This window comes from Halomonas sp. ABH4_019, assembly GCF_056159885.1.
Genome location: NZ_JBSWWC010000001.1, coordinates 1,517,199 through 1,541,331, shown reverse-complemented (window position 1 = coordinate 1,541,331; position 24,133 = coordinate 1,517,199). Strand labels below are relative to the sequence as shown.

Genomic DNA, 24,133 nt, shown 5'->3' with positions numbered 1-24,133 from the left:
ACCCTGCAAGCCGATCTCGCTACCACCAGGCGTGGAAGTGATGCACCGGACCGCGGCCGTGGCCCACCTCCAGCCGATGGCTGGCGTCCAGGGCGGCGTGCAGCCAGCGCTTGGCCTCGCCGATGGCCTCGACGATGGCCGGCCCCGTGGCGTCGTGGGGCAGGTGAGCGAGGCGGGCGGCGATGGCCGAGGACAGCGCACAGCCGGTGCCGTGCAGGTTGTCGGTGGCGATGCGTGGCGCCGGCAGCCACTGGCTGCCCTCGGGGGTGGCCAGCAGGTCGGGGCAGGATTCGCCGCTCAGGTGGCCACCCTTGAGCAGTACATAGGGGGCCTCCAGGGCCTGGAGGCCGGGCAGCATGGCCTCCATGGCGTCCGGGCTGCGCGGTGCCTCGGCCTCGAGCAGCACCGCCGCCTCGGGCAGGTTGGGAGTAATGACATCGGCCAGCGGCACCAGGATGTCTCGCACCGCGGCGATGCCCGCGGGGTCGACCAGCACGTCGCCGCTCTTGGCCACCATCACCGGGTCGAGTACGATCCAGCGCGGCCGGCGCCGCTCGAGCGTCTCGGCCAGGGTCTCGGCGACCGCGCGGTCGGCGACCATGCCGATCTTCACCGCGTCGATGCGCACGTCGTCGAGCAGGTTCTCGAGCTGCTCGCCGATCACCGTCGCCGGCACCGGGTGCACGGCGGCCACGCCCCGGGTGTTCTGGGCGATCACCGCGGTGATCACGTTGGTGGCGTAGGTGCCCAGCGCCGAGAGGGTCTTGAGGTCGCCCTGCAGACCCGCGCCGCCCGAAGGGTCGGAGCCGGCGATGGTCAGGGTATGGGGGATGGAGGGCATGATGTTGTCGTCTTGTGGCGTGAATCCGGCGCCTAGCATACGCCAGGGCGGCGGCCGACGGCCATGCTGAGCCTCTTTATGATCGCCCTGGCCAGCGCCACCCTGTTGCCCGGCGGCTCGGAGGCCTGGCTGGCCCGGCAGTGGTGCCAGGGCGGGGCGCCCTTGGCGCTGTGGGCGGTGGCCACCGCAGGCAACGTGCTGGGCAGCCTGGTCAATGTGGGGCTGGGGCGATACGCCCTTCACTACCGGGATCGCCGCTGGTTCCCGGTCTCGCCCGCCGCGCTGGCGCGGGCGGAGCGCTGGTATCGCCGCGGCGGCGAGGCCAGCCTGCTGCTGGCCTGGACGCCGCTGATCGGTGATCCACTCACCGTGCTGGCGGGGATCTTTCGGCTGCCCTGGTGGCGGGCCGCGCTGTGGATCCTGGTCGCCAAGGGCGGGCGCTATGCCGTGGTACTGGCCATGGCCGAGGCCTGGCTGGCGTCCTACTGCGGCTAGCGCGATGTGCCCGATGCAAGAAGGCCGCCCGAAGGCGGCCTATTTTCTGTCCGGCGATCGGACTCGCCGGCTTACTCGGCGGAGGTGGTGTCGCCTTCCGGGTTGCGGGCGTTGTAGTAGGCCTGCTCGGAGATGGCGTGGTAGTTCACGACTTTCTCCTGGAAGGCGCTGTAGGACTCGTAGATCTTGCCGGCCATCTCGCTGGACTCGGCGAGCTCGGCGACCACGTCCGCGGAGTGTTCCTTGGCCTGGGCCAGGACGTCGTCGGGCAGGCGGCGCAGCTCGACGTCGTGCTCGTTGACCAGGGTCTCCAGGGCATCGTTGTTGCGCGCCGTGTACTCGTCCAGCACGTCCTGGTTCACGTCGCGGATCGCGGTGCGCAGGATCGCCTGGAGGTCGTCCGGCAGCGAGGCCATGGCCTCGTCGTTGACGATCGCCTCGAACATCACCGTCGGCTCGTGCCAGCCGGGATAGTAGTAGTAGTCGGCGGCCTGGTGCAGGCCGAAGGCCAGGTCGTTGTACGGGCCGATCCACTCGGTGGCGTCGATGGCCCCGGACTGCAGGGAGGTGAAGATCTCGCCGCCCGGCATGTTGACGATGGCCACGCCCATGCGGCTCATGACCTCGCCGCCGAGGCCCGGCATGCGCATCTTGAGGCCGTCCAGGTCGTCGACGGAGTTGATCTCCTCGTTGTACCAGCCGCCCATCTGCACGCCGGAGGCGCCGGCGGCCATGACGCCGACCCCGAAGTCGTCGTAGAGCTCGTTCCACAGCTCCAGGCCGCCACCGTAGTGCAGCCAGGCGTTCATCTCCTGGGCGTTCATGCCGAACGGCACGGCGGCGAAGAACTGGGCCGCCGGCGCCTTGCCCTTCCAGTAGTAGGAGGCGGAATGGCCCAGCTCGGCGGTGCCCTCGGATACGGCGTCGAAGACCTCGAAGCCGGGCACCAGCTGGCCGGCACCGAACACCTCGATGGTCAGACGGCCGTCGGACATCTGCTCGACCAGCTCGGACAGGCGTTCCGGGCCCTGGCCGACGCCGGGGAAGTTCTTCGGCCAGGAGGTGACCATCTTCCACTCGAAGGTGTCCTGGGCCTGGGCGGCGCCCGAGACCAGCATCAGGCCGGCGGCGGCGCCGGTGACGGCCATGGCGAGTGCTTTCGGTTGCATGCGTTTCCCTCTCTTGTGTGCCTTGTCGGGATTGGCCCCACGGGGCCGGGCGACCCGGGAGGGCGCCCTGCCCTCCCGGTGGTTGCGGGTTGCGAGTCACTATAGCCGCCCCGCCGTGAGCGGGGCGCGACCCCATTCCACGCTGTGCTCAGAACACGCTCGGCAGCCAGGTGGCGAGCTGCGGGAAGAACGACAGCGCGATCAGCATGGCCAGCTGCAGGGCGATGAACGGCATCACCCCGCGATAGATGGCGGAGGTGGGCACCGAGTCCGGGGCCACCCCGCGCAGATAGAACAGCGCGAAGCCGAACGGCGGGGTCAGGAAGGAGGTCTGCAGGTTGATGGCGATCATGATGCCCAGCCAGATCGGATCGAGGCCCATGGCCAGCAGGATCGGGCCGACGATCGGCACCACCACGAAGGTGATCTCGATGAAGTCGAGGATGAAGCCGAGCAGGAAGATCACCAGCATCACGATCAGGGTCGCGCCGACCACGCCGCCGGGCATGCTGTCGAACAGGTGCGTGACCAGCTCCTCGCCGCCGTAGGCGCGGAACACCAGCGAGAACAGCGCCGCGCCGATCAGGATCAGGAACACCATGGTGGTGACGTCGACCGTGGAGCGCAGCACCTCCTTGAGGGTGGCGAGGTCCAGGCGGCGATAGCCCAGGGCCAGCATCAGGGCGCCGAAGGCCCCCACCGCCGAGGCCTCGGTGGGGGTGGCGAAGCCGCCGAGGATCGAGCCCAGCACCACCACGATCAGCACGATCGGCGGCAGCAACCCCTTGAGCAGCAGCAGGCCCAGGCCGCCCTCGTGGCCGAGCTCCTCCATCAGCTCGCGGCGGTCCACGGCCGGGGCGGCGGACGGCTTGAGCCAGGCGGTCACGGCGACATAGACGATGTAGAACACCACCAGGATCAGCCCAGGCACCAGGGCGCCCATGAACAGGTCGCCCACCGAGACGGTCTTGGGGCTGAAGATGCCCATCGACAGCTGCGCCTGCTGGTAGGCCGAGGACAGCACGTCGCCGAGCAGCACCAGGGCGATGGAGGGCGGGATGATCTGGCCCAGGGTGCCGGTGGCGCAGATGGTGCCGGTGGCCAGCGGTACGCTGTAGCCGCGCTTGAGCATGGTGGGCAGCGACATCAGGCCCATGGTCACCACGGTGGCGCCGACGATGCCGGTGGAGGCGGCCAGCAGCATGCCCACCAGGGTCACCGAGATGCCGAGCCCCCCGCGCAGCGAGCCGAACAGCAGCGCCATGGCCTCGAGCAGGGTCTCGGCGACCCGGGACTTCTCCAGCAGCACGCCCATCAGCACGAACAACGGCACCGCCAGCAGCGTCTGGTTGGTCATGATGCCGTAGAGGCGGTTGGGGAAGGCGGCCAGGTAGCCGCCGTCGAAGTGGGCGTCGATGCCCAGCGACTCCAGGCCGAAGCCGAGGCCGGCGAAGGCCAGGGCGGTGCCCGCCAGCGACAGGGCGACCGGGTAGCCGAACATCAGTACGGTACAGATCACGGCGAACAGCACCAGTGGCATGAACTCCAGCATCACAGGTGCTCCTCGTGGTGGTCGGGGGTGTCGGCGTCGGGGTCGAGGCGGCCGGTGAGGATCAGCAGCTTGCGCCAGGCCTCCACCAGGCCCTGCAGGATCATCAGGCCGGCGAACATCGGGATCAGCGTCTTGAGCAGGAAGACCGCGGGAATGCCGCCGGTATCCGGCGAGCCCTCGAGGATCCCCCAGGACTTGCCCACGTAGCCCAGGCTGACCAGGACCACGAAGACCATGAAGGGCAGCAGCAGGCAGAGGGTGCCCAGCAGGTCGACCAGGGCCTGGCGCTTGGCCGTCATGCCTCGGTAGAAGATGTCGACCCGCACGTGGCCGTCATGGCGCAGGGTGTAGCCGGCGGCCAGCATGAACACCATGGCGTGGAGGTACATCACCGATTCCTGCATGGGGATGCTGTTGATGCTGAAGGCGTAGCGCAGCACCACGATCGAGAACTGGATCAGCATCATCACCAGGACCAGCCAGGAGAGGCCGCGTCCTAGCCATTCGGAGAAGCGGTCGAGCCGGGCGAGCAGGCTCGGTAGCTCGTGGGAGTGGGGCATGGGCGAACGCTCGGGGTTGCAGTGACGTCATGATATTAGTGCCGTGCGTTGAAACGGCCCAGCCGACTATACGGGAATTCGTCAACGCCTGTCAGAGTGGCGGGTGGGACATTGGTCTTACCCCTTACCTCTTGTCCGATGGATGGGCCAGGCTGGCGAGGCAGGCCTCGGGGAGGCGGACGTCGATGGCCACCGGCAGGTGGTCGGAGAACAGGTGGTCCAGCACCTCGACCCGGTCGGCCTCCAGGGCCTCGGAGAGCAGGATATGGTCCAGGGCGCGGCGCGGCTGCCAGGAGGGGTAGCTGAGCGGCGGCCGCACCGGATGCAGCGGCAGGGCGTCGCGGAACCGCGAGTGGGCATGGATCTGCTCGGGGGTGCAGTTGAGGTCGCCCATCACCACCACATGGCGGAGGGGCCGGATCAGTTCGCTGAGGTAGTCGAACTGGCGGGCGCGCCCGCGATGGCTCAGCGCCAGGTGGGCGACGAAGACGTGCAGGGCGTCGGGGCCGTCGCCGAAGCGGGCATGGATGGCGCCGCGGCCGGGCAGGGTGCCCGGCAGGCGATGTTCCTCGACGCGTGCCGGGGCCAGCCGCGACAGCAGGCCGTTGCTGTGCTGGGCGACGCGGCCCAGGTTGCGGTTGAGCTGCTGGTAGTGGTGGGGAAAGCCGGCCCGGCCGGCCAGGTACTCCACCTGGTTGACGTGGCCGGAGCGGAAGCTGCCGCCGTCGACCTCCTGCAGGCCCACCACATCGAAGCCGCGGAGCACCTCGCCCATGACGTCGAGGCGCTCGCGCCGACGCGGGTGGGGCAGCAGGTGCTGCCAGCCCCGCGTCAGGTAGTGGTGGTAGGCCGAGGTCTGGATGCCCACCTGGAGGTTGAAGGTCAACAGCTTCAGGTGCCCCGCCTCCCGAGGGCGCCTGGCCTCCTCGACCCGAGCGCTCATGTCACTCCGCTCGCTCCTCGCGAACCTGCTCCACCAGGGCGCCGGCGATTTGCGGCATGTTGTCGAGGCTCCCGGCGCTGCTCGGGGTCACTACGTAGCGGCCGTCGACGATCAGCGCCGGCACGCCCATCAGCTGCATGTTGCGCATGCGGGCATGGGCTTGATTGACCTGGGATTTGACGCCGAAGGAGCCGAGGGCGTCGAGGGCTTCCTCCTCGCTGACCCCGTACTCGGTGAAGAAGGCCGCGATGTCCTCGTCCTCGGTCAGCTGGGCGCCCTGCTCGTGGATGGCGTCGAAGAAGTCAGCGTGGAGGTCCTGCTGGATGCCCAGCTCGCGGGCGGCGTAGAAGGCCGTGGCGTGGCGGTTCCAGGCGCCGCCCATGGTCGCGGGCATGCGCTGGAAGGCGACGTCCTCGGGAAGCTCGGCGACCCAGGCGTTGAGGGTGTCTTCCAGGGCATAGCAGTGCGGGCAGCCGTACCAGAAGGCCTCGGTGACCTCGATCCGGTCGTCGGCGACCTGGGTCTTCACCGGCTCGTCGAGCACGCTGTAGTGCTGGCCGGCGACCGGGTCGGCGGCGGAGGCGAGGGTGGACAGGCCGAGGCCGGCCACGGCGACCATCAGTGACTTGAACATGCGGGAGTTTCTCCTTGAAGGGGACATGATCCGGACGCCGCCATCCGGGAAGCGGCGTCCGCGGCCTTGGAGTGGCCGGAGGGCCGGAGGGTTCCCGGAGACGACGAGGGCGGCCTGGGGCCGCCCCGCTGCGAGGGGTAGGCTCAGTGCAGGCCGTGCACGTAGTTGGCCACGGCCTCCATGTCGCGGTCGCTCATCTGGGCGGCGATGTCGCGCATGATGGCGTTGGGATCGTTGTCCCGCTCGCCCTCGGCGAAGGCCTTGAGGGTCGAGACCACATAGTCGCGCTGCAGGCCCGAGAGGGCGGGATAGGTGGCGCTGCCGATGCCGCCGCCGGTCGGCGAATGGCAGGCGGTGCAGGCGGGCAGCCCGCGCTCCAGGTCGCCGGCGCGATACAGTTCCCGGCCGTGCTCGACGAGCTCGGGGGCGGGGTCCGCCTGGCCCAGGGCCGGCTCCATGTCCGCATAGTAGGCGGCCACGTCCCAGGCGTCCTGATCGGAGAAGCCGTCCACCTGGCCGGCCATCTGCGGCACGCTGCGGTGGCCATCGCGGATGTCCATGATCTGCTTGGCCAGGTAGGAGGCCTGCTGGCCGGCCAGGTTGGGGAAGGCGGGGGAGATGCCGATGCCGTCCTGGCCGTGGCAGGCGGCGCAGACCCTGGCCTTGTCGCGCCCGGCGGCGGGGTCCGCGTCTGCCAGGGAGGCGGCGTGGGCGGCGCCGGTAGCGCCCAGGAGGATGACCAGGCTTGCCAGTAGCTGTCTCATTGCGAATCCACAGTGCCGTTTATTATTGAGCGGTCGGGTTCGCCGGCCGACGCCGGTCGCTGGCGGCGCACGCACGGTGGTATACTGCCGGCCCGGCCGCAGACCGAATCGACTGCAGTATATAAAGGAACACCGGTGCCGCGTAAATGCAACCCGCGGCAACCTTGATCGACGTCAGGAACCCCGCCATGTCGCGCCTCAACTACCGGGCTGCCCGCTTCCTCACCAGCGCCCCCACCCTGGCGAAGTGCCCGGCCGACGAGGGGGCCGAGGTCGCCTTCGCCGGCCGCTCCAACGCCGGCAAGTCCAGCGCCATCAACGCTCTGACTCAGCAGAAGGCGCTGGCCCGTACCTCCAAGACTCCGGGGCGGACCCAGCTGATCAACTTCCTCGCCCTGGACGAGGCCGCCGGGCAGCGGCTGGTCGACCTGCCGGGCTACGGCTATGCCAAGGTGCCGGAGCAGGTCAAGCGCGAGTGGCAGCACCACCTGGCCGACTATCTGCGCCGGCGCGACTCGCTGCGCGGCCTGGTGCTTTTGATGGACGTGCGCCACCCGCTCACCGAGTTCGACCAGACCCTGCTCGGCTGGGCCGACGAGGCGGACATGCCGGTGCACATCCTGCTGACCAAGGCCGACAAGCTGAAGCGCGGCGCGGCCAAGGCCGCCCAGCAGCAGGTGCGCTCGCGGCTGCGCGAGTGGGAGGACCTGGTGAGCATCCAGCTGTTCTCGTCGCTCAAGAAGGACGGCATCGAGGAGGTGCATGCCCGCCTCGACGACTGGCTCTTGGCCGCACCCCGGTAAAAACAGACTGCGCTCGGCCAGGCGGCGTTAAGCGCCGCCTTAGAATGCTCATTTACTGCTCGTAAACTCCGCTTCTGCGGCGTCGGTTGCCTTGACCCACAGGGAGGTGGGAAATGCGTATGTCCGCCGGGAGCGGACATAGCCCTGACCTTCGCTCGCCGCGTTTTTCCTCGGGGTGCCCGATTCCCACGCGGATCACTCCCGCCCCAGTTTCTCCAGCAGCGCCGGCAGCTCGCGGATATGCGAGAGCCGGTGCACGCCCGCCGGCATCGCCTCGCCGTGGGGCGTGTCGCCGGCGATCCAGGCCGCGCGCATGCCCAGCCGCACCGCCGGCAGGATGTCCTCCTGCCAGGAATCGCCGATATGCATCGCCCGCTCGGGCGGTGTCCCGAGCTTGGCCAGCGCCATCAGGAAGCTGCGCGGGTCCGGCTTGGGCGCGTGCATCTCGCCGGCGGCGATCGAGACCTCGAAATGCCGCGACAGCGCCAGCCGATGGAAGGCCAGGTTGCCGTTGGTGATCGAGGCCAGTCGGTAGCGCCGGCCCAGCGCCTCGAGCATCGGCTCCACCTCCGGGTAGGGCGAGACGCGAAGGCGCAGGGCATGGAAACGTTCCATGGCCGCCAGCGCCCACAGCCAGGCGGCCGCCCGGGGCAGTCCGAACTCCTCCAGCAGCGCGCACAGGGCCCGCTCGCGAATCCAGGTGAAGTCGCCGCGGCGCAGCGGGTGGCGCTCGGCCAGCTCGCGCCGGCGGCGCTGGTAGGCCTCGAGCGGCACGCGCTCGGCGAAGCGCCCCAGGGCGGTCTCGCCGCGAACGGCCAGCCATTCGGCCAGTCCCTCGTCGAGCCAGGCGTAGTGGCCCTCCTCGGTGAGGGCCATCACCCCATGGTTGTCCCACAGGGTATCGTCGAGATCGAAGGACAGGGCCTGGAGGGCGGGTCGCGTCATGAGGAAGTGTCGCTGTCGTCGGGGCGGCGTTTCGCCCGGGGGTGGGCGGCATCGTAGCCGGCGGCCAGGTGTTGCCAGTCCAGCCGGGTGTACACCTGGGTGGTGGCGAGGTGCGCATGACCGAGCAGCTCCTGCACCGCACGCAGGTCCTGGCTGGACTCGAGCAGGTGGCTGGCGAAGGAATGGCGCAGCCGGTGCGGATGCAGGTGCTCGTCCAGGCCTCGGGTCCGGGCCTGCTTGACCAGGCGCTGCTGAATGGCCCGATGGCCGAGACGGCCGCCCCGGGCGCCGACGAACAGCGCCGTCTCGCCGTCCCCGGCCAGGGCGCCCCGTACGGCGAGCCAGGCGTCGAGGGCCTGGCGGGCCCGCGCGCCCACCGGCACCTGGCGGGGCTTGTTGCCCTTGCCCAGCACCCGCACCCGCTGCGGCTGGAGGTCGGTCAGGTCCAGGGCGGCGAGCTCGGCGAGGCGCAGGCCGCTGGAATAGAACAGCTCCAGCATGGCCTGGTCGCGGACCGACAGCGGCGAGCCGTCATGTGGCGTGTCGAGGAAGCGCGCCAGGGCGTCCACGTCCACCGGTCGCGGCAGGTCCTTGGGAGGCTTGGGCGTACGCACCAGGTCCGCCGGATTGTGGGCCAGCCGGCCGTCGCGGCGCAGCCGCTCGGCGAAGCGGGCGATCGCCGCCCGCCGGCGGGCCAGGCTGCGCGGCGCCAGGCCGCGGGCCCGCTCGCCGCCGAGGAAACGCCGCAGCAGGGGGACGTCCAGCGCGCCGCCGTCGTCGATGCCCTGGGCGTCGAGAAACTCGCTCAGCGCCGACAGGTCACGCCGGTAGGCGGCCACCGTGGCCGGGCTCGCGGTGCGCGCCAGCTCGGCGAGGAAGGCCTCGACCTGGTGGCTCAGGGGCGTGGCGTCAGCCATGGCTCGGCGCAGCGAGCCGCACCAGCAGCCGGGCCACCACGTCGCCGACGTATTCGGTGAACAGGGTGTCCATGCTGGCGCGGAAGTGGTCCGGGTCGGGGCTGGCCAGCACCAGATAGCCCAGCGGCTCGCCCAGGGTCAGCCGGGCCAGGGCACAGGAGCCGGCCTTGTCGGGGGGCGGCGCATGGGGCAGCAGGCGTTTCCAGTCGGTGGGCGTGAGCCGCGCGCAGCGGCTGACCCGGCCGTCGAGCAACGCGCCGAGGCGCTGGGCGGTGTGGTCGTCGAGCACCTGGCGCGGCGCCTGGGGCGGCCGTGGCTCGTTGTCGGTGAGCGAGGCGGGGCACCATAGCGCCAGCGCCGGTGTCTGGAAGCGCTCGCTGAACTGGGTCGCCAGGGCCTGGCCCAGGGCGTCGCCGTCCTCGGCCTCGAGCAGCGCTAGCACCAGTTCGCGGGTGCGGCGGTACTGGGCCTCGTTGTGGCGGGCCGACTCGAGCAGCTGCTCGAGCCGCCACTCCGCCTGCTCGGCACGCCCGCGCAGGTCGGCGACCAGGCGTTCCAGCAGGGAGGTGGCGCCCCTGGCCTCGGGGTGCGGCACCCTGAGCTGCTGCAGCAGGCCCTCGCGGCCGACGAAGAAGTCCGGGTGGCGGGCCAGCCACTGGGCGACGACGTCGGGGTCCAGGGTCTTGCGCGGCTCGGGGGCGGCATGGCTCATGGGCGTATTCTCCTCTGCGTTGGGCGCGCGCTCATTTCAGCGGCACGCGTCCCTCGAAGACCCGGGTGGCGGGTCCGGTCATGGTCAGGTGGGCCTCGCCGCCGGCCCAGGCGATCTCCAGGTCGCCGCCGGGCAGGTGCACGGTGACCGGGCTCTCGAGCCAGCCCAGGCGGATGCCGGTGGCCACGGCGGCGCAGGCGCCGGTGCCGCAGGCCAGGGTCTCGCCACTGCCCCGCTCATAGACGCGCAGGCGAATTTCATGGGCGGAGAGGATCTGCATGAAGCCGGCATTGACTCGCCGGGGGAAGCGCGAGTGGTGCTCGATGGCCGGCCCCAGGGTGGCCACCGGGGCACTGTCGACGTCGGCGACCCGCAGTACCGCGTGGGGGTTGCCCATCGACACCACCCCGACCTCCAGCGACTCGCCCTCGACCTCGAGGGGGTGCAGCAGGCGGTCCTCATCGGCCGCGAAGGGTAGGGCGTCGGGGGCGAAGCGCGGCCGGCCCATGTCGACGCGGACCCGTTCGTCGTCCTCGACCACCAGGGTCAGGGGGCCGCCGGCGGTCTCGACGCGGATCTCGTGCTTGTGGGTGAGGCGCTGGTCGCGCACGAAGCGTGCGAAGCAGCGGGCGCCGTTGCCGCAGTTCTCCACCTCGCTGCCGTCGGCGTTGTAGATCCGGTAGCGGAAGTCCATGTCCGGGTCGCGGGGCGGTTCCACCACCAGCAGCTGATCGAAGCCGATGCCGAAGCGCCGGTCGGCCAGCTCGCGGACCTGCTCGTCGCCGAGCCGGGCCCGCTGGGTGATCAGGTCGACCACCATGAAGTCGTTGCCCAGGCCGTGCATCTTGGTGAAGTGCAGCAGCATCAGGGCGTCTCCGCGCTGTCGTCGGGCAGCGTCGCCTCGCCGGCCCACAGGTCCTCGAGACGCTCGCGGCGGCGCACCAGGTGGGCGCGCTCGCCGTCCACCATCACCTCGGCGGGGCGCGGGCGGCTGTTGTAGTTGGAGGCCATGACGAAGCCGTAGGCGCCGGCGGAGCGCACCGCCAGCAGGTCGCCGGCGGCGATGGCGAGATCGCGATCCTTGCCCAGGAAGTCGCCGGTCTCGCAGACCGGCCCGACCACGTCATAGGTGCCGGCCTCGCGGGCGGCCCTGGTGTCGACCGGCAGGATCGCCTGCCAGGCCTGGTACAGCGAGGGCCGGATCAGGTCGTTCATGGCCGCGTCGACGATGGCGAAGTTCTTGGTCTCGCCGGGCTTGAGGAACTCGACGCGGGTCAGCAGCACCCCGGCGTTGGCGGCGATCGAGCGGCCGGGCTCGAACAGCAGGGTCAGGCGCTCGCTGCCCGGCCAGCGCGACAGCCGTTCGAGCAGCGCCGTGGCGTAGTCGAAGGGCTGGGGCGGGCGCTCGTCGCGGTAGGTCACGCCGAGGCCGCCGCCGAGGTCGAGGTGCTCGATCTCGATGCCGTCCTCGCGCAGCGTCTCGAGCAGCACCAGCAGGCGGTCCAGGGCGTCGAGGAAGGGCGCGGTGTCGGTGAGCTGGGAGCCGATATGGCAGTCCAGCCCGGCCACGCGCACGTGCTCCAGGGCCGCAGCCCGCCGGTAGACCTCATGGGCCTCGTCCACCGGGATGCCGAACTTGTTGTCCTTCAGCCCGGTGGAGATGTAGGGGTGGGTGCCGGCGTCGACGTCGGGATTGACCCGCAGCGAGACCGGGGCGACCTTGTCCATGCCCCTCGCCACGGCCTCGAGGCGCTCGAGCTCGTCCCGCGACTCGACGTTGAAGCACTTGATGCCCACCGACAGCGCGCGCTCGATCTCGTTCTCTTCCTTGGCCACGCCGGAGAACACCACCCTGGCCGGATCGCCGCCGGCCACCAGTACCCGCTCCAGCTCGCCCACCGAGACGATGTCGAAGCCGGCGCCGAGGCGCGCCAGCAGGTTGAGCACCGCCAGGTTGGAGTTGGCCTTCACCGCATAGCAGATCAGGTGCGGGTGGCTGCCCAGGGCCTCGGTGTAGGCGCGAAAGTGGCGGGCCAGGGTGGCCTTGGAATAGACGTAGCAGGGCGTGCCGAACTCCTCGGCCAGGCGCGGCAGCGGCACGTCTTCCGCGTGGAGCACGCCGTCGCGGTAGTCGAAATGGTCCATCTCAGTCGTCCTCGTCGGCGCTGCGGGTGTCGTCGGCGGTGGCGTCGTTGCCCTGGCTGTTGTCCTGCTGGGCGTCGCGGGGGCCGTAGCGCTCCGCCGCGGCCTCGTCGCCGGGCAGGTAGAGCGGGCCCTTCTGGCCGCAGCCGGCCAGCAGGGCCAGCGTCAGCAGGGCGAGGGGCGCGAGGCGGCGCATCATCCCTCGCCTCCCTGGGCGCGCTCGGCGCTCAGCGCGGCCAGGGCGTCGCGGGCGCGCTGGGCGGCGGCGCGTACCTGGTCCGGGGCGGTGCCGCCGATGTGGTTGCGGGCGGCCACCGAGCCCTCCAGGGTCAGCACCTCGAAGACATCCTGCTCGATCGCGTCGGAGAACTGACGCAGCTCCTCGAGGCTCATGTCGGAGAGGTCCTTGCCCTGCTCGATGCCGTAGGCCACCGACTGGCCGACGATCTCGTGGGCGTCGCGGAAGGCCACGCCACGGCACACCAGGTAGTCCGCCAGGTCGGTGGCGGTGGAGAAGCCCTTGCGCGCGGCCTCGCGCATGTTGTCGGCCTTGGCCTCGATGGCCGGCACCATGTCGGCGAACGCCTTGAGGCAGTCCTGCACGGTGGTCAGGGCGTCGAACAGCGGCTCCTTGTCCTCCTGGTTGTCCTTGTTGTAGGCCAGCGGCTGGGACTTCATCAGCGTCAGCATGCCCATCAGGTGGCCGTAGACCCGGCCGGTCTTGCCGCGCACCAGCTCCGGCACGTCCGGGTTCTTCTTCTGCGGCATGATCGAGGAGCCGGTGCAGAAGCGGTCGGGCAGGTCGATGAAGTCGAACTGGGCGCTGGTCCACAGCACCAGCTCCTCGCTCATCCGCGACAGGTGCATCAGCAGGGTGCTGGCGAAGGCGGTGAACTCGATGGCGAAGTCGCGATCGCTGACCGCGTCGAGGCTGTTCTCGGCGGGGCGGTCGAAGCCCAGCAGCTCGGCGGTGACGTGGCGGTCGATCGGGTAGGTGGTGCCGGCCAGGGCGGCGGCGCCCAGCGGCAGCACGTTGACCCGCTTGCGGCAGTCGAGCAGGCGCTCGTGGTCGCGGGACAGCATTTCCTGCCAGGCCAGCAGGTGGTGGCCGAAGGTCACCGGCTGGGCGGTCTGCAGGTGGGTGAAGCCGGGCATGATGGTGTCGGCCTCGCGATCGGCCAGCGCGATCAGTCCCTGGCGCAGCCGCGTCAGCTCGGCGGCCACGGTGTCGATCTCGTCGCGCAGGAACAGGCGGATGTCGGTGGCCACCTGGTCGTTGCGCGAGCGGCCGGTGTGCAGCTTCTTGCCGGTGATGCCGATCTTGGCGGTGAGGCGCGCCTCGATGTTCATGTGCACGTCCTCGAGGTCCACCGACCATTCGAAGGTGCCGGCCTCGATCTCTGCCTGGACCTCGTCGAGGCCGCTCAGGATGGCGTCGCGCTCGTCCTCGGTGAGTACCCCGACCCGGGCCAGCATGGTGGCGTGGGCCCGCGAGCCCTGGATGTCGTGGTGGGCCAGGCGTCGGTCGAAGTCGACCGAGGCGGTGAAGCGGGCGACGAAGGCGTCGGTGGGCTCGCTGAAGCGGCCGCCCCAGGACTGGTTGGTGCTATCGTTCGTCGGGCTTTGGCTCATCGGGCTGACATCCTGCATGACGGTAAGGTGGGCTGAGGCGGCGGGCGACGCCGGCTTGACATGGCGGAAAGTGTACCAGAGTCCGGGGGCCTGGCGAGGGGGCGGCGTCGCCTGCGACCCGCTTCCGGGCATCGCCCTCGCCGTGGAGGGCGGGCAGCGTGGGAGGCGGCGATTTTTCCTGGCCTGCCGGGTCCTTTATGATGACGGTACATCAGAGATCACCGGGCGCCCGCGCGAAGGCGCCGGCGCAACGAACCGGTACGGGAGAACCACGTGCAAGCCATGACAACGCTGCGTATCGCCACCCGCAAGAGCCAGCTGGCCATGTGGCAGGCCGAACACGTCCGCGACCGCCTGCTGGCGACGCATCCCGGCCTCGAGGTGGAGCTGGTCGCCATGTCGACCCGAGGCGACAAGATCCTCGACACCCCGCTGGCCAAAGTCGGCGGCAAGGGGCTGTTCGTCAAGGAGCTCGAGGAGGCGATGCTCGACGGCCGCGCCGACATCGCCGTGCACTCCATGAAGGACGTGCCCATGCATTTCCCCGAGAGCCTGGGGCTGTCGGTGATCCTCGAGGGCGCCGAGCCCACCGACGCCTTCGTCTCCAATCACTATGCCTCCCTGGACGCCCTGCCCGAGGGCTCGCGCATCGGCACCTCCAGCCTGCGCCGTGGCCTGCAGATGCGCGAGGCGCGGCCCGACCTGCAGGTGCTGAACCTGCGCGGCAACGTCCAGACCCGCCTCGGCAAGCTCGACGACGGCGAGTTCGAGGCCATCCTGCTGGCCACCTCGGGCCTCAAGCGCCTGGGGCTCGGCGAGCGCATCACCATGGAGCTGCCGCCGGAGGTCTGCCTGCCGGCCTGCGGCCAGGGGGCGCTGGGCATCGAGTGTCGCATGCACGATGCCGAGCTGATCTCGCTGCTGGCGCCGCTGGACGATCCGGGCACCGCCACCCGGGTGCGCGCCGAGCGGGCCATGAACACCCGCCTGGAAGGCGGCTGCCAGGTGCCGATCGCCGGCCATGCGGTGTTCGAGGACGACGGTCAGACGCTGTGGCTGCGCGCCCTGGTCGGCAACCCCGAGGGCACCCGGGTGCTGCGCGCCGAGGGCCGCGGCTCGATCCATGAGCCCGAGGCGCTGGGCATCCGGGTGGCCGAGGAGCTGCTGGAGATGGGCGCCGGCGAGATCCTCGCCGAGGTCTACGGCGCCGGCTGATGTCCACGGCGCCGGTACTGATCTGCCGTCCCGGCCCCCGCGCCGCGGCGCTGGCCGAGGCCATCGCCGCGCGCGGCTTCGTCGTCGAGCACGGCGAGGCCATGGCGCTCGAGCCGCTGCCGGAAGACGTGGCCCGGCGCGCCGCCTGGCTGGACTTCGACCAGTTCCGGCGGGTGGTGGTGGTCAGCCCCTTCGCCGCCGAGTGCCTGGCCGAGGCGCTGGATCGCTACTGGCCCCAGTTGCCGGTCGGCATCGACTATTACGCCGTGGGCGCGGCCACGGCCGCCACTCTGCACCGTGAGCTCGGCGTGCGCGTGCATCTGCCGGCGGCCGAAGGCGGCGACACCAGCGAGGCGCTGCTGGCGCTGGGCTCGCTCCAGCGCCTCGACGAACAGCGGGTACTGCTGGCGGCCGGCGAGGGCGGTCGACCGCTGCTCGCCGAGACGCTCGCCGCGCGGGGCGCCCGCCTGACCCGGCTGGCGCTCTACCGGCGCTGCCTGCTCGACCCCGACGCCGCGCTGCGCCGGCGCCTGACCGCGGGCGACTACCGTGCCCTGGTGGTCACCAGCGGAGAAATCCTCGAACATCTGGCAAGATGGTGCTCGCACACCGCCTTGCACCAACCGCTAATCGTGTCCAGTACCCGGTTGGCTACACTGGCCGGCACGATGGGGTTTCGTCGCCCCATCGTGGCGTCTGGGGCCACGCCCGCCGCGCTGGCGGATGCCGTGGCCGAGGGAGACCCGGAGAAGGCCGATGTCGATCATGACGATCTCGAAAAGGGCTAGCGACAGATGAGCAAGCAATACAACGATCAGGACGAACAACAGACGCCCTCCGGCGCCCAGCCAGACGCCGAGGCGGCGCGCCAGGGAAGCCAGGCCGGGGCCAAGGAAGGTGGCTCGTCGTCGCGGCGCTCCCGGCGACGCGGCAAGGGCGGCGGTGCGACCCAGGCCAAGGGGAGCGACACCGCCGGCCAGGCCGCCTCGTCACCCGCCGGCGCCCCCGTGGACGAGGCGCAGGGCAGCGCGGCGTCGGGCCCCGCTGCCGCGAAGGACGATGGCGAGGCCAAGGCCCCCGCCTCGGCGGCCGTCACCCCCAAGGGCGATGGCCAGGCGTCGACCGCCTCCAAGGGCACTGCCGGTTCGCGGGCCTCCGCCGCCAAGGCATCGGGCAACAAGGCGGCGGGTGACAAGGCCACGGCCGCCAAGACGCCCCGGGACGCGTCCGGCGCCGGCCAGGGCGGCGGGGCCGCCGCCGGCGGCGAGGGCGGATCCCGCAAGGGCGGCGGCAAGGCCGGCGCCGTGGCGCTGGGCCTGGTGATCCTGCTGGGCGCCGGCGGCGCCTACTTCGGCTGGCAGATCTGGCAGCGGCTCGATGCCCAGCAGCAGCGTCTGGCCGCGCTGCCCGAACAGCCCGCCACCCAGGGCGCGCTGGACGACCTGGCGAGCCGGCTCGAGAGCGGCCGGAGCGAGCGCGAATCCGCCATCGGCGAGCTGCGCGGCGAGTTCGCCGACTATCGCGACAGCGTCGACGAGACCCTCGACCGGGTCCTGGCGGACCTGTCCAGCCAGCAGCAGACCGACGAGCGCGATTGGCTCCACGCCGAGGCGGCCTATCTGCTGCGCCTGGCCAACCAGCGCCTGCAGCTCGAGCGTGACGTCGAGGGAGCATCGGCTCTGCTGAGCACCGCCGATGCCCGGCTCGAAGAGGCGGACAACCCGGCGCTGCTGCCGGTACGTCGCGAGATCGCCTCGGAGCTGGCCGACCTGTCCTCGGTGCCGCGGGTCGACCGCTCGGGCCTCTACCTGGCGCTCAACGCCCAGCAGGAGCAGATCGCCAGCCTGCCGTTGGCCCAGGACATCGAAGAGGTCGCCGCCAATTCGACCATCGAGGAAGCGCCCAGCGGGGCCTGGCAGCAGCAGCTGGCGCGTGTCGGCGAGGAGCTCAAGGACCTGGTCACGGTGCGCAGGCACGACGAGGCCCTGGAGGCACTGATCTCGCCCGAGCAGGAATCCTACCTGCGCCAGAGCGTGCGGCTGATCCTCGAGCAGGCACAACTGGCGCTGCTCAAGGAAGAACAGGAGCTCTACGCCGCCAGCCTCGACAAGGCGCTGACCCTGATCCGCGGCTACTACGATACCGACAACGGCGGCGTCCAGGCGGTGCTGTCGCGCTTGGGTGAGCTCCAGGAGCGCACCATCCGGCCCGAGCTGCCGGACATCAGCGGCTCCCAGCAGGCGCTGGCGAGCTTCATTCGGCACCGCTTCGAGGCCGGCGCCAACGGCCAGGGAGATGAAGCATGAGAAAGCTGATCCTGCTCGTGGTCCTGGGCCTGGCGGTCGGGGCCCTGTTCGGCCAGCTGATGATGTCGGTGCCCGGCTACTGGCTGGTGCGCGTGGGCGACACCTCCTTCCAGACCTCCTTCTGGTTCGGCCTGGTGGTGCTGCTGGCCGCCTTCATCGTGCTGCACTTCGCGCTGCGCCTGCTGATGCGCCTGACCCGGCCGGTGTCGCGCTTCAAGGTATGGAGCAGCCGATCGCGCAACCGCTCGGCCATGAAGCGCACCGTGCGCGGGCTGGTGGCGCTGGCCGAGGGCCGCTGGAAGCGCGCCGAGAAGTCGCTGGTCAAGGCCGCCGACGACTCCAGCACGCCGCTGGTCAACTATCTCTCCGCCGCCCTGGCGGCCCACTACCAGGGCCGCTACGAGCAGGCGGACACCCTGCTCAAGCGGGCTCACCTGAGCACCGAGGGGGCCGATACCGCGGTGGGCATGATGCAGGCCCAGCTGATGCTGGATCGCCAGCAGTACGAGGAGGCCCTGGCCATTCTCACCCGCCTGGATCGCCACCTGCCCAACCACCCCCAGGTGCTCAAGCAGCTCAAGCAGGCGTATATCAGCCTCAGCGACTGGGACGGCCTGCGCCGGCTGATGCCGCGGCTGGGGGCCCAGCAGCTGATCTCCCGGGAGGAGCGCGAGCAGCTCGAACAGCAGGCCTATCGCGAGCTGATCTCCCGTGAGGCCCGCCAGCCCGGCGACATCGAACGGGTCAGGAACCTGTGGGCCGACATGCCCGACCACCTGCGGACCAACGTCGAGCTCATCGTGCTCTACGCCGAGGCCCTTGTACGCGGCAACGAGCAGGGCATCGCCGAGCGCCTGCTGCGCCATTCCCTGAAGGAGCAGTGGGACAGCCGCCTGGTGCTGCGCTACGGCCTGCTCGAGGTGGATGCCGCGCGCCAGCTGGTGGTCGCCGAGAAGTGGCTTCAGGAGCGGCCCAACGACCCGGACCTGCTGCTCACCCTGGGCCGGCTGTCGCTGCGCAACGCCTACTGGGGCAAGGCTCAGGAGTACTTCGAGACCAGCCAGCGCCAGCGCCCCAGCGGGGTAGTGTGCGCCGAGCTGGCCCGGCTCTATGCCAACCTGGGCGAGCACAACAAGAGCCAGCTCTACTATCGCCAGAGCGTCGAGCTGCTCGACAAGTCGCTGCCCTCGCTGCCCCAGCCCACCGAGCCGGAAGACACCCTGGCACGCAACAACGGCACTCGCCGGGCGTCCTGAGCGAGGCGCCGCCGCCGAGGGTCACCGTCCCGAGCTCCGCGGCGACACGACACCGCGAACGGATGATGTCACCCAAGAGAAGGGGCTGCCGATCGGCAGCCCCTTCTCGCGTTTGTCGGTCCCGGTAGCGGGTACCGGGGCGACCGTGGCCTCCGGCGAGGCCACTGACGGTGTCAGCCGTCTTCCTGGTTGTGGACCTCGCTGGGGGCGGAGGTGTCGGCCGGGCCGAAGTGCGCGTCCTCCGTCGGCTCGTCCGTGTCGCCCCGGCGTGCGGCCTTGCGCTCGAGCACGCGTACCCGGGCCGGCGGTGCGCCGCCGCCCTTGTCCTCGCCGAAGTACAGCGTGGTGTGAGGGAAGGGGATCTCGATGCCGGCGGCGTCGAAGTGCAGCTTGACCAGGCGGTTGAAGGCGCGACCGGTGGCCCACTGGGTGCCCGGCGTGGTCTTGATGCGCACGCGGATGTTCACCGAACTGTCGGCCAGCGCGATCACCCCGGCGACCTCCAGCGGCTCCAGCAGGTTCACGCGGTGTTCCTCGTCGGCCTTGAGGTCCTCGAAGGCGTTGCGCAGCACCTGGATCGCCTCGTCGATGTCCTCGCGATAGGCAATGCCGTACTCGCCGACGTGATAGGCGAAGTCGCGCATGTAGTTGGAGACGGTATCGACGCTGGAGAAGGGCACGATATGGTAGGTGCCGCTCAGGTCGCGGATGCCCACCGAGCGGATGCTCAGCTTCTCGGCTACCCCGGTGATGCCGCCGACGGTGATCACGTCGCCGGTGTTCATGGCGTTCTCCACCTGGATGAACACCCCGGTGATGATGTCCTGGACCAGCTTCTGGGCGCCGAAGCCGATGGCCAGGCCCAGCACACCGGCGCCGGCGATCAACGGACCGATGTTGATGCCGATCTCGGCGAGCACGATCATCGCCGTCATGGTGATCAGCACGATGGCCAGGGCGTTGCGAAACAGCGCCAGCAGCGTCTGGGCACGGGCCGAAGGTTCGCCGGCGCCGGTCTCGGGATTGAGCTTGTGCTCGATCAGGCTGGCCAGGCCCAGCCAGGCGGCGGCGGCCAGTACCAGGATCACGAACACGCTGAGCAGCTTGCCGACCAGGCCGCGGCCCATCTCCGAGGCGTACCAGGCAGCGAGGTCGAAGGCGCCCCAGGCGCTCAACACCACCATCGCCACGGCGATCAGGATCACCGCGCGAATCACCCGCAGGGCACTGGGCACGTAGCGGTTGAGGCGCGGCTCGAGCAGTGGCAGCTTGCGGCGCAGGTCGTCGTTAAGACGGATGCGCCGACCGATGGTCTGGGTCAGGAAGGAGGACACCAGCATGCCTACCAGCACCGCCACCAGCGTCTGCAGAGTGGCCACCAGCACGAAGGGCAGGGCATCCTCGGGGCGGGTCAGGGTCAGCACCAGCACCATCGTGAAGTAGGCCAGGGCAAACAGGTGCCAGATGCGCGCGAACAGCTGAAGCGAGACCCGGCTGGCGGCCATGGTGGTCTGGCCGGCCTTGCGGTTCAGGGCGTCGCGCAGGCGCTGGCGGTTGCGCAGCACCACGGCCACCGCATAGACGTAGGCGCCGAGCATGATCAGGGTGCCCACCGCGCCGCCGAGGGTCGGCGACAGGTAGGCGTTGACCAGCGGGACCACCACCATCAGGCCGTAGCCGGCCAGGCCGATCAGCCTGGCGATCCAGCGGTTCCAGTAGGAGGCGTCGGCGGCGTCCACCGGCAGCAGGCGCAGCCCCTCGTAGCGGGAGGCGAACAGCATGCGCACCGCGGCCTTGAGCAGCTCGATCACCAGGAAAGCGTTGAGGAACAGCGAGGCACGGGTGGAAAGGTCGCCGCTCTCGCCCACCGCGAAGGTGGCCACCAGGTTGCCGCCCACGTAGGCCAGGGCGACGACCAGCACGTCGATCAGCGCGGCCACGGCCACGCAGATGACCAGCCGCAGCAGCGGTTGCAGCCCGTTACCGTGCAGTGACCATTGGCTGAGCCGGGTGAACAGCGGCCGGGCCAGGCGGCGAATGGCCAGGAACAGCGCCACGGTGGCCAGGATCACCAGGCCCAGGTTGATGGTGGCGCTGGTGAAGGCCGCCATGTCGAAGGTCCCGTCGCCGAGCCCGCCGCCGAACAGGCGGCTCAGGGTGTCGACCAGCAGGCCGAACTGGTGGCCCAGGTCGCCGACGACATGGCTGGTGGTCTCGGCCAGGCGTCGTGGCAGCGAGGCCCCGCTCGCGGCCTCGGCGGCCTGGGGCGCGGCGGCCTCGGCCTGGGTGCGCAGCTGGTCGATGAGCTGCTGCCGGGTGTCGGGGTCCTCGAGCAGATCGGCCAGGGTGGCGTTGGCGGTCTGCTGGGCCTCGGGGGTCTGCGCCTGCAGCGGCCCCGAAGCCAGCAGCAGGCAGGCCAGCAGCCAGCCGCCGACCAGGGTGAAGAGTCGTCTGTGGTGCACGCGAATGGCCTCCGTGTTGGGTGCATGAATCGTCGGACGTCGATCTTCCCAGTCTGTGCCGGAAGCGTCGAGCCCCGGCTGTCGTTGTAATGGTGTACGAAAATTGTACATATGTCGAAATTTGTGCCACTTTATGATCGGGCACCGCGTCCGTTGCCCTCCCTGCTAGGCAAGCATTCCAGTCGCCACCCTCCGCGGGTGGCGTTTTTTTGTGGCCCGTGGCGGGCTCGGCTAGCATGGTCGCGAATTCGCAGGGAGGCGCGACATGGGGGGCGGCATCATCGACCTGGGGTGGGTGGCCATCGGAGGGGCGCTTGGCGGCATGGCGCGCCTGGGCATGAGCGAACTTTCCGGCCGCTGGCTTGGGCGGGCCTTTCCCTGGGGCACCCTGGCGGTGAACGTGCTGGGCTGCCTGGCGATCGGCGCCCTGGCCCCCGCGCTGGCCTGGCCGTTGGCGGCGTCGCCCGCCTGGTCGCTGCTGGCGGTCGGTGGGCTGGGCGGCGTCACCACGGTGTCGTCCTTCAGCCTCCAGACGTTGAGCCTGTGGCAGTCGGGGCGCCGGGGGGCGGCTACGGCCAATGTCCTGGCCACGCTGACGGCGGGGCTGTCTGCCGCGGCCCTGGGCTGGTGGCTGGCCGGAGGCGGCACATGACGGCCTGGCGGCGCTACCTGGCGGTGGGCCTGGGCAGCGGCCTCGGTGCGGTGGTGCGCCAGCTGGTGGGGCTGGCGCTGATCGAGGCGCTGGGCAGCGCCTTCCTGTGGGGCACTCTGGTGGTCAATCTGGCCGGCTCCTGGCTGATCGGTGCCTTCGCCGCCCGGGCGGCGCATCGCCTCAGTGGTCGCGTCGCCCGCTGGCAGCCCTTCCTGGTGGCCGGCTTCTGCGGCGGCTTCACCACCTTCTCGCTGTTCGGCCTGGAGACGCTCTACCTGTTCGAGACCTCGCGCCCCGGCCTGGCGCTAGCCTATGGCCTGGGCAGCGTGCCGTTGTGGCTGGGCGCCGCCTGGTGGGGGCAGAGGGTCGGACGTGGCTCTTTATAGGCGCCCGACCCCGCGCCCAAGGGATGGGCGCCAGGCGTCCGGTCCCACGCCGAAGGGCATAGGCGCCCCTTCTAGCATCAGCTCGAAGCTTTGCTGCGCTTGGCCTTGGTCTTGGCCTTGGGCGCCTCGCCGGCGTCGGCCTGGCGCTTCTGGCTCGGGAAGTGTTCGCGCACCAGGTTGAGCAGCCCCTGGGTGGAGCCGTCGAAGTCCTGGCTGTGCTCGTCGATGCGCTCGCTGATCTCGCCGGCGATGCGCTTGCCGAGCTGCACGCCCCACTGGTCGAAGGAGTTGATGTTCCAGATCACTCCCTGGACGAACACCTTGTGCTCGTAGAGCGCGATCAGCGCGCCGAGGTTGCGCGGCGTCAGCTCGTCGAGCAGCAGGGTGCTGGACGGCCGGTTGCCGGGGCAGCTGTAGGGGTCCAGATCGCTGCCCTTCTGACTGCCTTCCATGAAGGCGTTGGCCTGGGCCAGCATGTTGGTCAGCAGCGCGAAGTGGTGATCCTCCACGCCCGGTTCCGGCTTCAGGGAGGCGATGAAGTCGATCGGCACGTAGCGGGTGCCCTGGTGGAGCAGCTGGAAGAAGGCGTGCTGGCCGTTGGAGCCGGTCTGGCCCCAGACGATCGGGCCGGTCTTGTAGTCCACCGGGTGGCCGAAGATGTCCACCGACTTGCCGTTGGATTCCATGTCGAGCTGCTGGAGGAAGGCCGGCAGCTGATGCAGCGCCTGGTCGTAGGGCACGATGGCCTGGGTCTCGGCGCCGGTGAAGTTGATGTACCAGATGCCGATCAGCGCCATCAGCACCGGCATGTTGGCGGCGTTGGGCGCGGTCAGGAAGTGCTGGTCCATCTCGTAGGCGCCCTCGAGCATCTCCATGAAGCCCTCGAAGCCCACGGCCAGGGCGATCGGCAGGCCGATCGACGACCACATGGAGTAGCGCCCGCCGACCCAGGCCCAGAACTCGAAGACGTTCTCCTCGCGGATGCCGAAGGCCATGGCCGCGCGGCGGTTGGTGGAGGCGGCGACGAAGTGGGCGCCCACGTCGGCGTCCTCGCCGGCCTGTTCCAGGAACCAGCGCCGCGCGGTCTTGGCGTTGAGCAGCGTCTCCTGGGTGGAGAAGGTCTTGGTGGAGACGATGAACAGCGTGGTGGCGGGGTCGAGGCCGCGCAGCACCTTCTGGATATGGGCGCCGTCGACGTTGGAGACGAAGTGGAAGTTGAGCTCCGGATGGCGGTACTTGAGCAGCGCCCGGCAGGCCATGTTGGGGCCCAGGTCCGAGCCGCCGATGCCGATATTGACCACGTCCTTGATGCGCTCGCCGCTGTAGCCCTTCCATTCGCCGCTGCGCACCGCCTCGGAGAAGCGCTGGATCTGCTCGCGGGTACGCTGGATCTCCGGCATCACGTCCTCGCCGTCGACCATCAGCGGGCCCTCGCCGACGTTGCGCAGGGCGGTGTGCAGCACCGGCCGGTCCTCGGTGACGTTGATGATGTCGCCGGAGAACATCTGGGCGCGACGCTGCACCAGGGCCGAGTGGTCGGCGAGCTCGAGCAGCTTGTCGAGCACGGCGTCGGAGATGTGGTGCTTGGAATAGTCGAGGAACAGCCCGCCGACGCGCAGGCTCATCTTGTCGAAGCGCCGGGGATCGGCGGTGAAGTAGTCGGCGATGCGATCGGTGGCGGTGTCGGCGTGCAGGCGCCGCAGGGCCTGCCAGGTGACGCTGCGGGTGAGCTGGAACATGCGGGAAT

At 70.3% G+C, this 24,133-nt stretch carries 23 protein-coding genes and 1 pseudogene; 8 read left to right on the top strand and 16 right to left on the bottom strand.

Going from position 1 to position 24,133, the window contains the following annotated elements; translation table 11 throughout:
- Positions 1-19: 19 nt before the first annotated feature.
- A complete protein-coding gene (gene thiD, locus ACXAFN_RS07035) occupies positions 20-841 on the bottom strand; it encodes a bifunctional hydroxymethylpyrimidine kinase/phosphomethylpyrimidine kinase (RefSeq protein WP_474987380.1) in 822 nt (273 codons plus the stop codon).
- Between the two features lie 63 nt (positions 842-904).
- Here thiD and ACXAFN_RS07030 point away from each other — a divergent pair, with 63 nt between their 5' ends.
- Entirely contained in the window at positions 905-1,336 is a 432-nt protein-coding gene (locus tag ACXAFN_RS07030) for a YqaA family protein (RefSeq protein ID WP_474987378.1), read from the top strand.
- Positions 1,337-1,407: 71 nt separating this feature from the next.
- Here the strand turns inward: ACXAFN_RS07030 and ACXAFN_RS07025 are convergent, their stop codons facing one another.
- From ACXAFN_RS07025 to ACXAFN_RS07000, 6 genes are all read right to left on the bottom strand, one after another.
- Positions 1,408-2,505 carry a TRAP transporter substrate-binding protein gene (locus ACXAFN_RS07025; protein WP_474987376.1) on the bottom strand — a complete coding sequence of 366 codons (1,098 nt, stop codon included), beginning with the start codon at positions 2,503-2,505 and terminating at the stop codon, positions 1,408-1,410.
- A gap of 148 nt (positions 2,506-2,653) precedes the next feature.
- Positions 2,654-4,057, bottom strand: a complete 1,404-nt coding sequence (locus ACXAFN_RS07020) for a TRAP transporter large permease (RefSeq protein WP_474987374.1) — start codon at positions 4,055-4,057, stop codon at positions 2,654-2,656.
- On the bottom strand, positions 4,057-4,617 hold the full coding sequence (locus ACXAFN_RS07015) for a TRAP transporter small permease subunit (protein ID WP_474987372.1): 561 nt from the start codon (positions 4,615-4,617) through the stop codon (positions 4,057-4,059). The genes ACXAFN_RS07020 and ACXAFN_RS07015 overlap by 1 nt, the downstream gene beginning before the upstream one ends.
- A gap of 124 nt (positions 4,618-4,741) precedes the next feature.
- Positions 4,742-5,560, bottom strand: a complete 819-nt coding sequence (locus tag ACXAFN_RS07010) for an endonuclease/exonuclease/phosphatase family protein (RefSeq protein WP_474987370.1) — start codon at positions 5,558-5,560, stop codon at positions 4,742-4,744.
- Position 5,561: 1 nt separating this feature from the next.
- On the bottom strand, positions 5,562-6,194 hold the full coding sequence (locus ACXAFN_RS07005; protein WP_474987368.1) for a thiol:disulfide interchange protein DsbA/DsbL: 633 nt from the start codon (positions 6,192-6,194) through the stop codon (positions 5,562-5,564).
- Positions 6,195-6,337: 143 nt separating this feature from the next.
- Entirely contained in the window at positions 6,338-6,958 is a 621-nt protein-coding gene (locus ACXAFN_RS07000; protein ID WP_474987366.1) for a c-type cytochrome, read from the bottom strand.
- 188 nt (positions 6,959-7,146) lie between these two features.
- Between ACXAFN_RS07000 and yihA the strand changes: the two genes are divergently transcribed.
- On the top strand, positions 7,147-7,761 hold the full coding sequence (gene yihA / locus ACXAFN_RS06995) for a ribosome biogenesis GTP-binding protein YihA/YsxC (RefSeq protein ID WP_474987364.1): 615 nt from the start codon (positions 7,147-7,149) through the stop codon (positions 7,759-7,761).
- Between the two features lie 195 nt (positions 7,762-7,956).
- Here yihA and ACXAFN_RS06990 read toward each other — a convergent pair whose 3' ends face one another.
- The 7 genes and pseudogenes from ACXAFN_RS06990 to argH all read right to left on the bottom strand — a co-directional run bounded on the left by ACXAFN_RS06990 (position 7,957) and on the right by argH (position 14,109).
- Positions 7,957-8,706 carry an HAD family hydrolase gene (locus tag ACXAFN_RS06990; RefSeq protein WP_474987362.1) on the bottom strand — a complete coding sequence of 250 codons (750 nt, stop codon included), beginning with the start codon at positions 8,704-8,706 and terminating at the stop codon, positions 7,957-7,959.
- Positions 8,703-9,623: a tyrosine recombinase XerC gene (locus ACXAFN_RS06985; protein WP_474987360.1), complete on the bottom strand. Its 921-nt coding sequence runs from the start codon at positions 9,621-9,623 to the stop codon at positions 8,703-8,705. The genes ACXAFN_RS06990 and ACXAFN_RS06985 overlap by 4 nt, the downstream gene beginning before the upstream one ends.
- On the bottom strand, positions 9,616-10,335 hold the full coding sequence (locus ACXAFN_RS06980) for a DUF484 family protein (RefSeq protein WP_474987358.1): 720 nt from the start codon (positions 10,333-10,335) through the stop codon (positions 9,616-9,618). Before ACXAFN_RS06980 ends, ACXAFN_RS06985 begins: the two co-directional genes overlap by 8 nt.
- 31 nt (positions 10,336-10,366) lie before the next feature.
- Positions 10,367-11,200 carry a diaminopimelate epimerase gene (dapF, locus tag ACXAFN_RS06975; protein ID WP_474987357.1) on the bottom strand — a complete coding sequence of 278 codons (834 nt, stop codon included), beginning with the start codon at positions 11,198-11,200 and terminating at the stop codon, positions 10,367-10,369.
- Positions 11,200-12,480 (bottom strand): diaminopimelate decarboxylase, encoded by a 1,281-nt coding sequence (gene lysA, locus ACXAFN_RS06970; RefSeq protein WP_474987356.1) that lies wholly within the window; start codon positions 12,478-12,480, stop codon positions 11,200-11,202. Before lysA ends, dapF begins: the two co-directional genes overlap by 1 nt.
- Before the next feature lie 82 nt (positions 12,481-12,562).
- Positions 12,563-12,673, bottom strand: a pseudogene (lptM, locus tag ACXAFN_RS06965) (LPS translocon maturation chaperone LptM); the annotation flags it as partial.
- Positions 12,673-14,109, bottom strand: a complete 1,437-nt coding sequence (argH, locus tag ACXAFN_RS06960; RefSeq protein WP_474987354.1) for an argininosuccinate lyase — start codon at positions 14,107-14,109, stop codon at positions 12,673-12,675. The gene argH and the pseudogene lptM, both read right to left, overlap by 1 nt.
- A 282-nt stretch (positions 14,110-14,391) precedes the next feature.
- On the opposite strand from argH, the gene hemC reads away from it, so the two are divergent.
- Genes hemC through ACXAFN_RS06940 form a run of 4 tightly spaced genes read left to right on the top strand, consistent with a single transcriptional unit; the run spans position 14,392 to position 18,886 of the window.
- Positions 14,392-15,324, top strand: coding sequence for a hydroxymethylbilane synthase (hemC, locus tag ACXAFN_RS06955; protein WP_474987487.1), 933 nt, complete (start codon positions 14,392-14,394; stop codon positions 15,322-15,324).
- Positions 15,324-16,112: a uroporphyrinogen-III synthase gene (locus ACXAFN_RS06950; RefSeq protein ID WP_474987352.1), complete on the top strand. Its 789-nt coding sequence runs from the start codon at positions 15,324-15,326 to the stop codon at positions 16,110-16,112. Before hemC ends, ACXAFN_RS06950 begins: the two co-directional genes overlap by 1 nt.
- Positions 16,113-16,118: 6 nt before the next feature.
- On the top strand, positions 16,119-17,630 hold the full coding sequence (locus ACXAFN_RS06945; protein ID WP_474987351.1) for a uroporphyrinogen-III C-methyltransferase: 1,512 nt from the start codon (positions 16,119-16,121) through the stop codon (positions 17,628-17,630).
- Positions 17,627-18,886 (top strand): heme biosynthesis HemY N-terminal domain-containing protein, encoded by a 1,260-nt coding sequence (locus ACXAFN_RS06940; protein ID WP_474987349.1) that lies wholly within the window; start codon positions 17,627-17,629, stop codon positions 18,884-18,886. Before ACXAFN_RS06945 ends, ACXAFN_RS06940 begins: the two co-directional genes overlap by 4 nt.
- 173 nt (positions 18,887-19,059) lie before the next feature.
- Here the strand turns inward: ACXAFN_RS06940 and ybiO are convergent, their stop codons facing one another.
- Positions 19,060-21,348, bottom strand: coding sequence for a mechanosensitive channel protein (gene ybiO, locus ACXAFN_RS06935; RefSeq protein ID WP_474987347.1), 2,289 nt, complete (start codon positions 21,346-21,348; stop codon positions 19,060-19,062).
- A 265-nt stretch (positions 21,349-21,613) separates the two neighbouring features.
- Between ybiO and crcB the strand changes: the two genes are divergently transcribed.
- Positions 21,614-22,000: a fluoride efflux transporter CrcB gene (gene crcB / locus ACXAFN_RS06930; protein ID WP_474987346.1), complete on the top strand. Its 387-nt coding sequence runs from the start codon at positions 21,614-21,616 to the stop codon at positions 21,998-22,000.
- Complete coding sequence (locus ACXAFN_RS06925) at positions 21,997-22,386, top strand: fluoride efflux transporter FluC (RefSeq protein WP_474987344.1); 390 nt, start codon at positions 21,997-21,999, stop codon at positions 22,384-22,386. The genes crcB and ACXAFN_RS06925 overlap by 4 nt, the downstream gene beginning before the upstream one ends.
- A gap of 77 nt (positions 22,387-22,463) precedes the next feature.
- Here ACXAFN_RS06925 and pgi read toward each other — a convergent pair whose 3' ends face one another.
- A complete protein-coding gene (gene pgi / locus ACXAFN_RS06920) occupies positions 22,464-24,125 on the bottom strand; it encodes a glucose-6-phosphate isomerase (RefSeq protein ID WP_474987342.1) in 1,662 nt (553 codons plus the stop codon).
- Positions 24,126-24,133 lie beyond the last annotated feature (8 nt).

What these genes read in the sequence shown, in the direction of transcription:
- thiD (WP_474987380.1), bottom strand. Translation starts at nt 841, where the DNA reads ATGCCCTCCATCCCCCATACCCTGACCATCGCCGGCTCCGACCCTTCG.
- ACXAFN_RS07030 (WP_474987378.1), top strand. Translation starts at nt 905, where the DNA reads ATGCTGAGCCTCTTTATGATCGCCCTGGCCAGCGCCACCCTGTTGCCC.
- ACXAFN_RS07025 (WP_474987376.1), bottom strand. Translation starts at nt 2,505, where the DNA reads ATGCAACCGAAAGCACTCGCCATGGCCGTCACCGGCGCCGCCGCCGGC.
- ACXAFN_RS07020 (WP_474987374.1), bottom strand. Translation starts at nt 4,057, where the DNA reads ATGCTGGAGTTCATGCCACTGGTGCTGTTCGCCGTGATCTGTACCGTA.
- ACXAFN_RS07015 (WP_474987372.1), bottom strand. Translation starts at nt 4,617, where the DNA reads ATGCCCCACTCCCACGAGCTACCGAGCCTGCTCGCCCGGCTCGACCGC.
- ACXAFN_RS07010 (WP_474987370.1), bottom strand. Translation starts at nt 5,560, where the DNA reads ATGAGCGCTCGGGTCGAGGAGGCCAGGCGCCCTCGGGAGGCGGGGCAC.
- ACXAFN_RS07005 (WP_474987368.1), bottom strand. Translation starts at nt 6,194, where the DNA reads ATGTTCAAGTCACTGATGGTCGCCGTGGCCGGCCTCGGCCTGTCCACC.
- ACXAFN_RS07000 (WP_474987366.1), bottom strand. Translation starts at nt 6,958, where the DNA reads ATGAGACAGCTACTGGCAAGCCTGGTCATCCTCCTGGGCGCTACCGGC.
- yihA (WP_474987364.1), top strand. Translation starts at nt 7,147, where the DNA reads ATGTCGCGCCTCAACTACCGGGCTGCCCGCTTCCTCACCAGCGCCCCC.
- ACXAFN_RS06990 (WP_474987362.1), bottom strand. Translation starts at nt 8,706, where the DNA reads ATGACGCGACCCGCCCTCCAGGCCCTGTCCTTCGATCTCGACGATACC.
- ACXAFN_RS06985 (WP_474987360.1), bottom strand. Translation starts at nt 9,623, where the DNA reads ATGGCTGACGCCACGCCCCTGAGCCACCAGGTCGAGGCCTTCCTCGCC.
- ACXAFN_RS06980 (WP_474987358.1), bottom strand. Translation starts at nt 10,335, where the DNA reads ATGAGCCATGCCGCCCCCGAGCCGCGCAAGACCCTGGACCCCGACGTC.
- dapF (WP_474987357.1), bottom strand. Translation starts at nt 11,200, where the DNA reads ATGCTGCTGCACTTCACCAAGATGCACGGCCTGGGCAACGACTTCATG.
- lysA (WP_474987356.1), bottom strand. Translation starts at nt 12,480, where the DNA reads ATGGACCATTTCGACTACCGCGACGGCGTGCTCCACGCGGAAGACGTG.
- argH (WP_474987354.1), bottom strand. Translation starts at nt 14,109, where the DNA reads ATGAGCCAAAGCCCGACGAACGATAGCACCAACCAGTCCTGGGGCGGC.
- hemC (WP_474987487.1), top strand. Translation starts at nt 14,392, where the DNA reads ATGACAACGCTGCGTATCGCCACCCGCAAGAGCCAGCTGGCCATGTGG.
- ACXAFN_RS06950 (WP_474987352.1), top strand. Translation starts at nt 15,324, where the DNA reads ATGTCCACGGCGCCGGTACTGATCTGCCGTCCCGGCCCCCGCGCCGCG.
- ACXAFN_RS06945 (WP_474987351.1), top strand. Translation starts at nt 16,119, where the DNA reads ATGAGCAAGCAATACAACGATCAGGACGAACAACAGACGCCCTCCGGC.
- ACXAFN_RS06940 (WP_474987349.1), top strand. Translation starts at nt 17,627, where the DNA reads ATGAGAAAGCTGATCCTGCTCGTGGTCCTGGGCCTGGCGGTCGGGGCC.
- crcB (WP_474987346.1), top strand. Translation starts at nt 21,614, where the DNA reads ATGGGGGGCGGCATCATCGACCTGGGGTGGGTGGCCATCGGAGGGGCG.
- ACXAFN_RS06925 (WP_474987344.1), top strand. Translation starts at nt 21,997, where the DNA reads ATGACGGCCTGGCGGCGCTACCTGGCGGTGGGCCTGGGCAGCGGCCTC.
- pgi (WP_474987342.1), bottom strand. Translation starts at nt 24,125, where the DNA reads ATGTTCCAGCTCACCCGCAGCGTCACCTGGCAGGCCCTGCGGCGCCTG.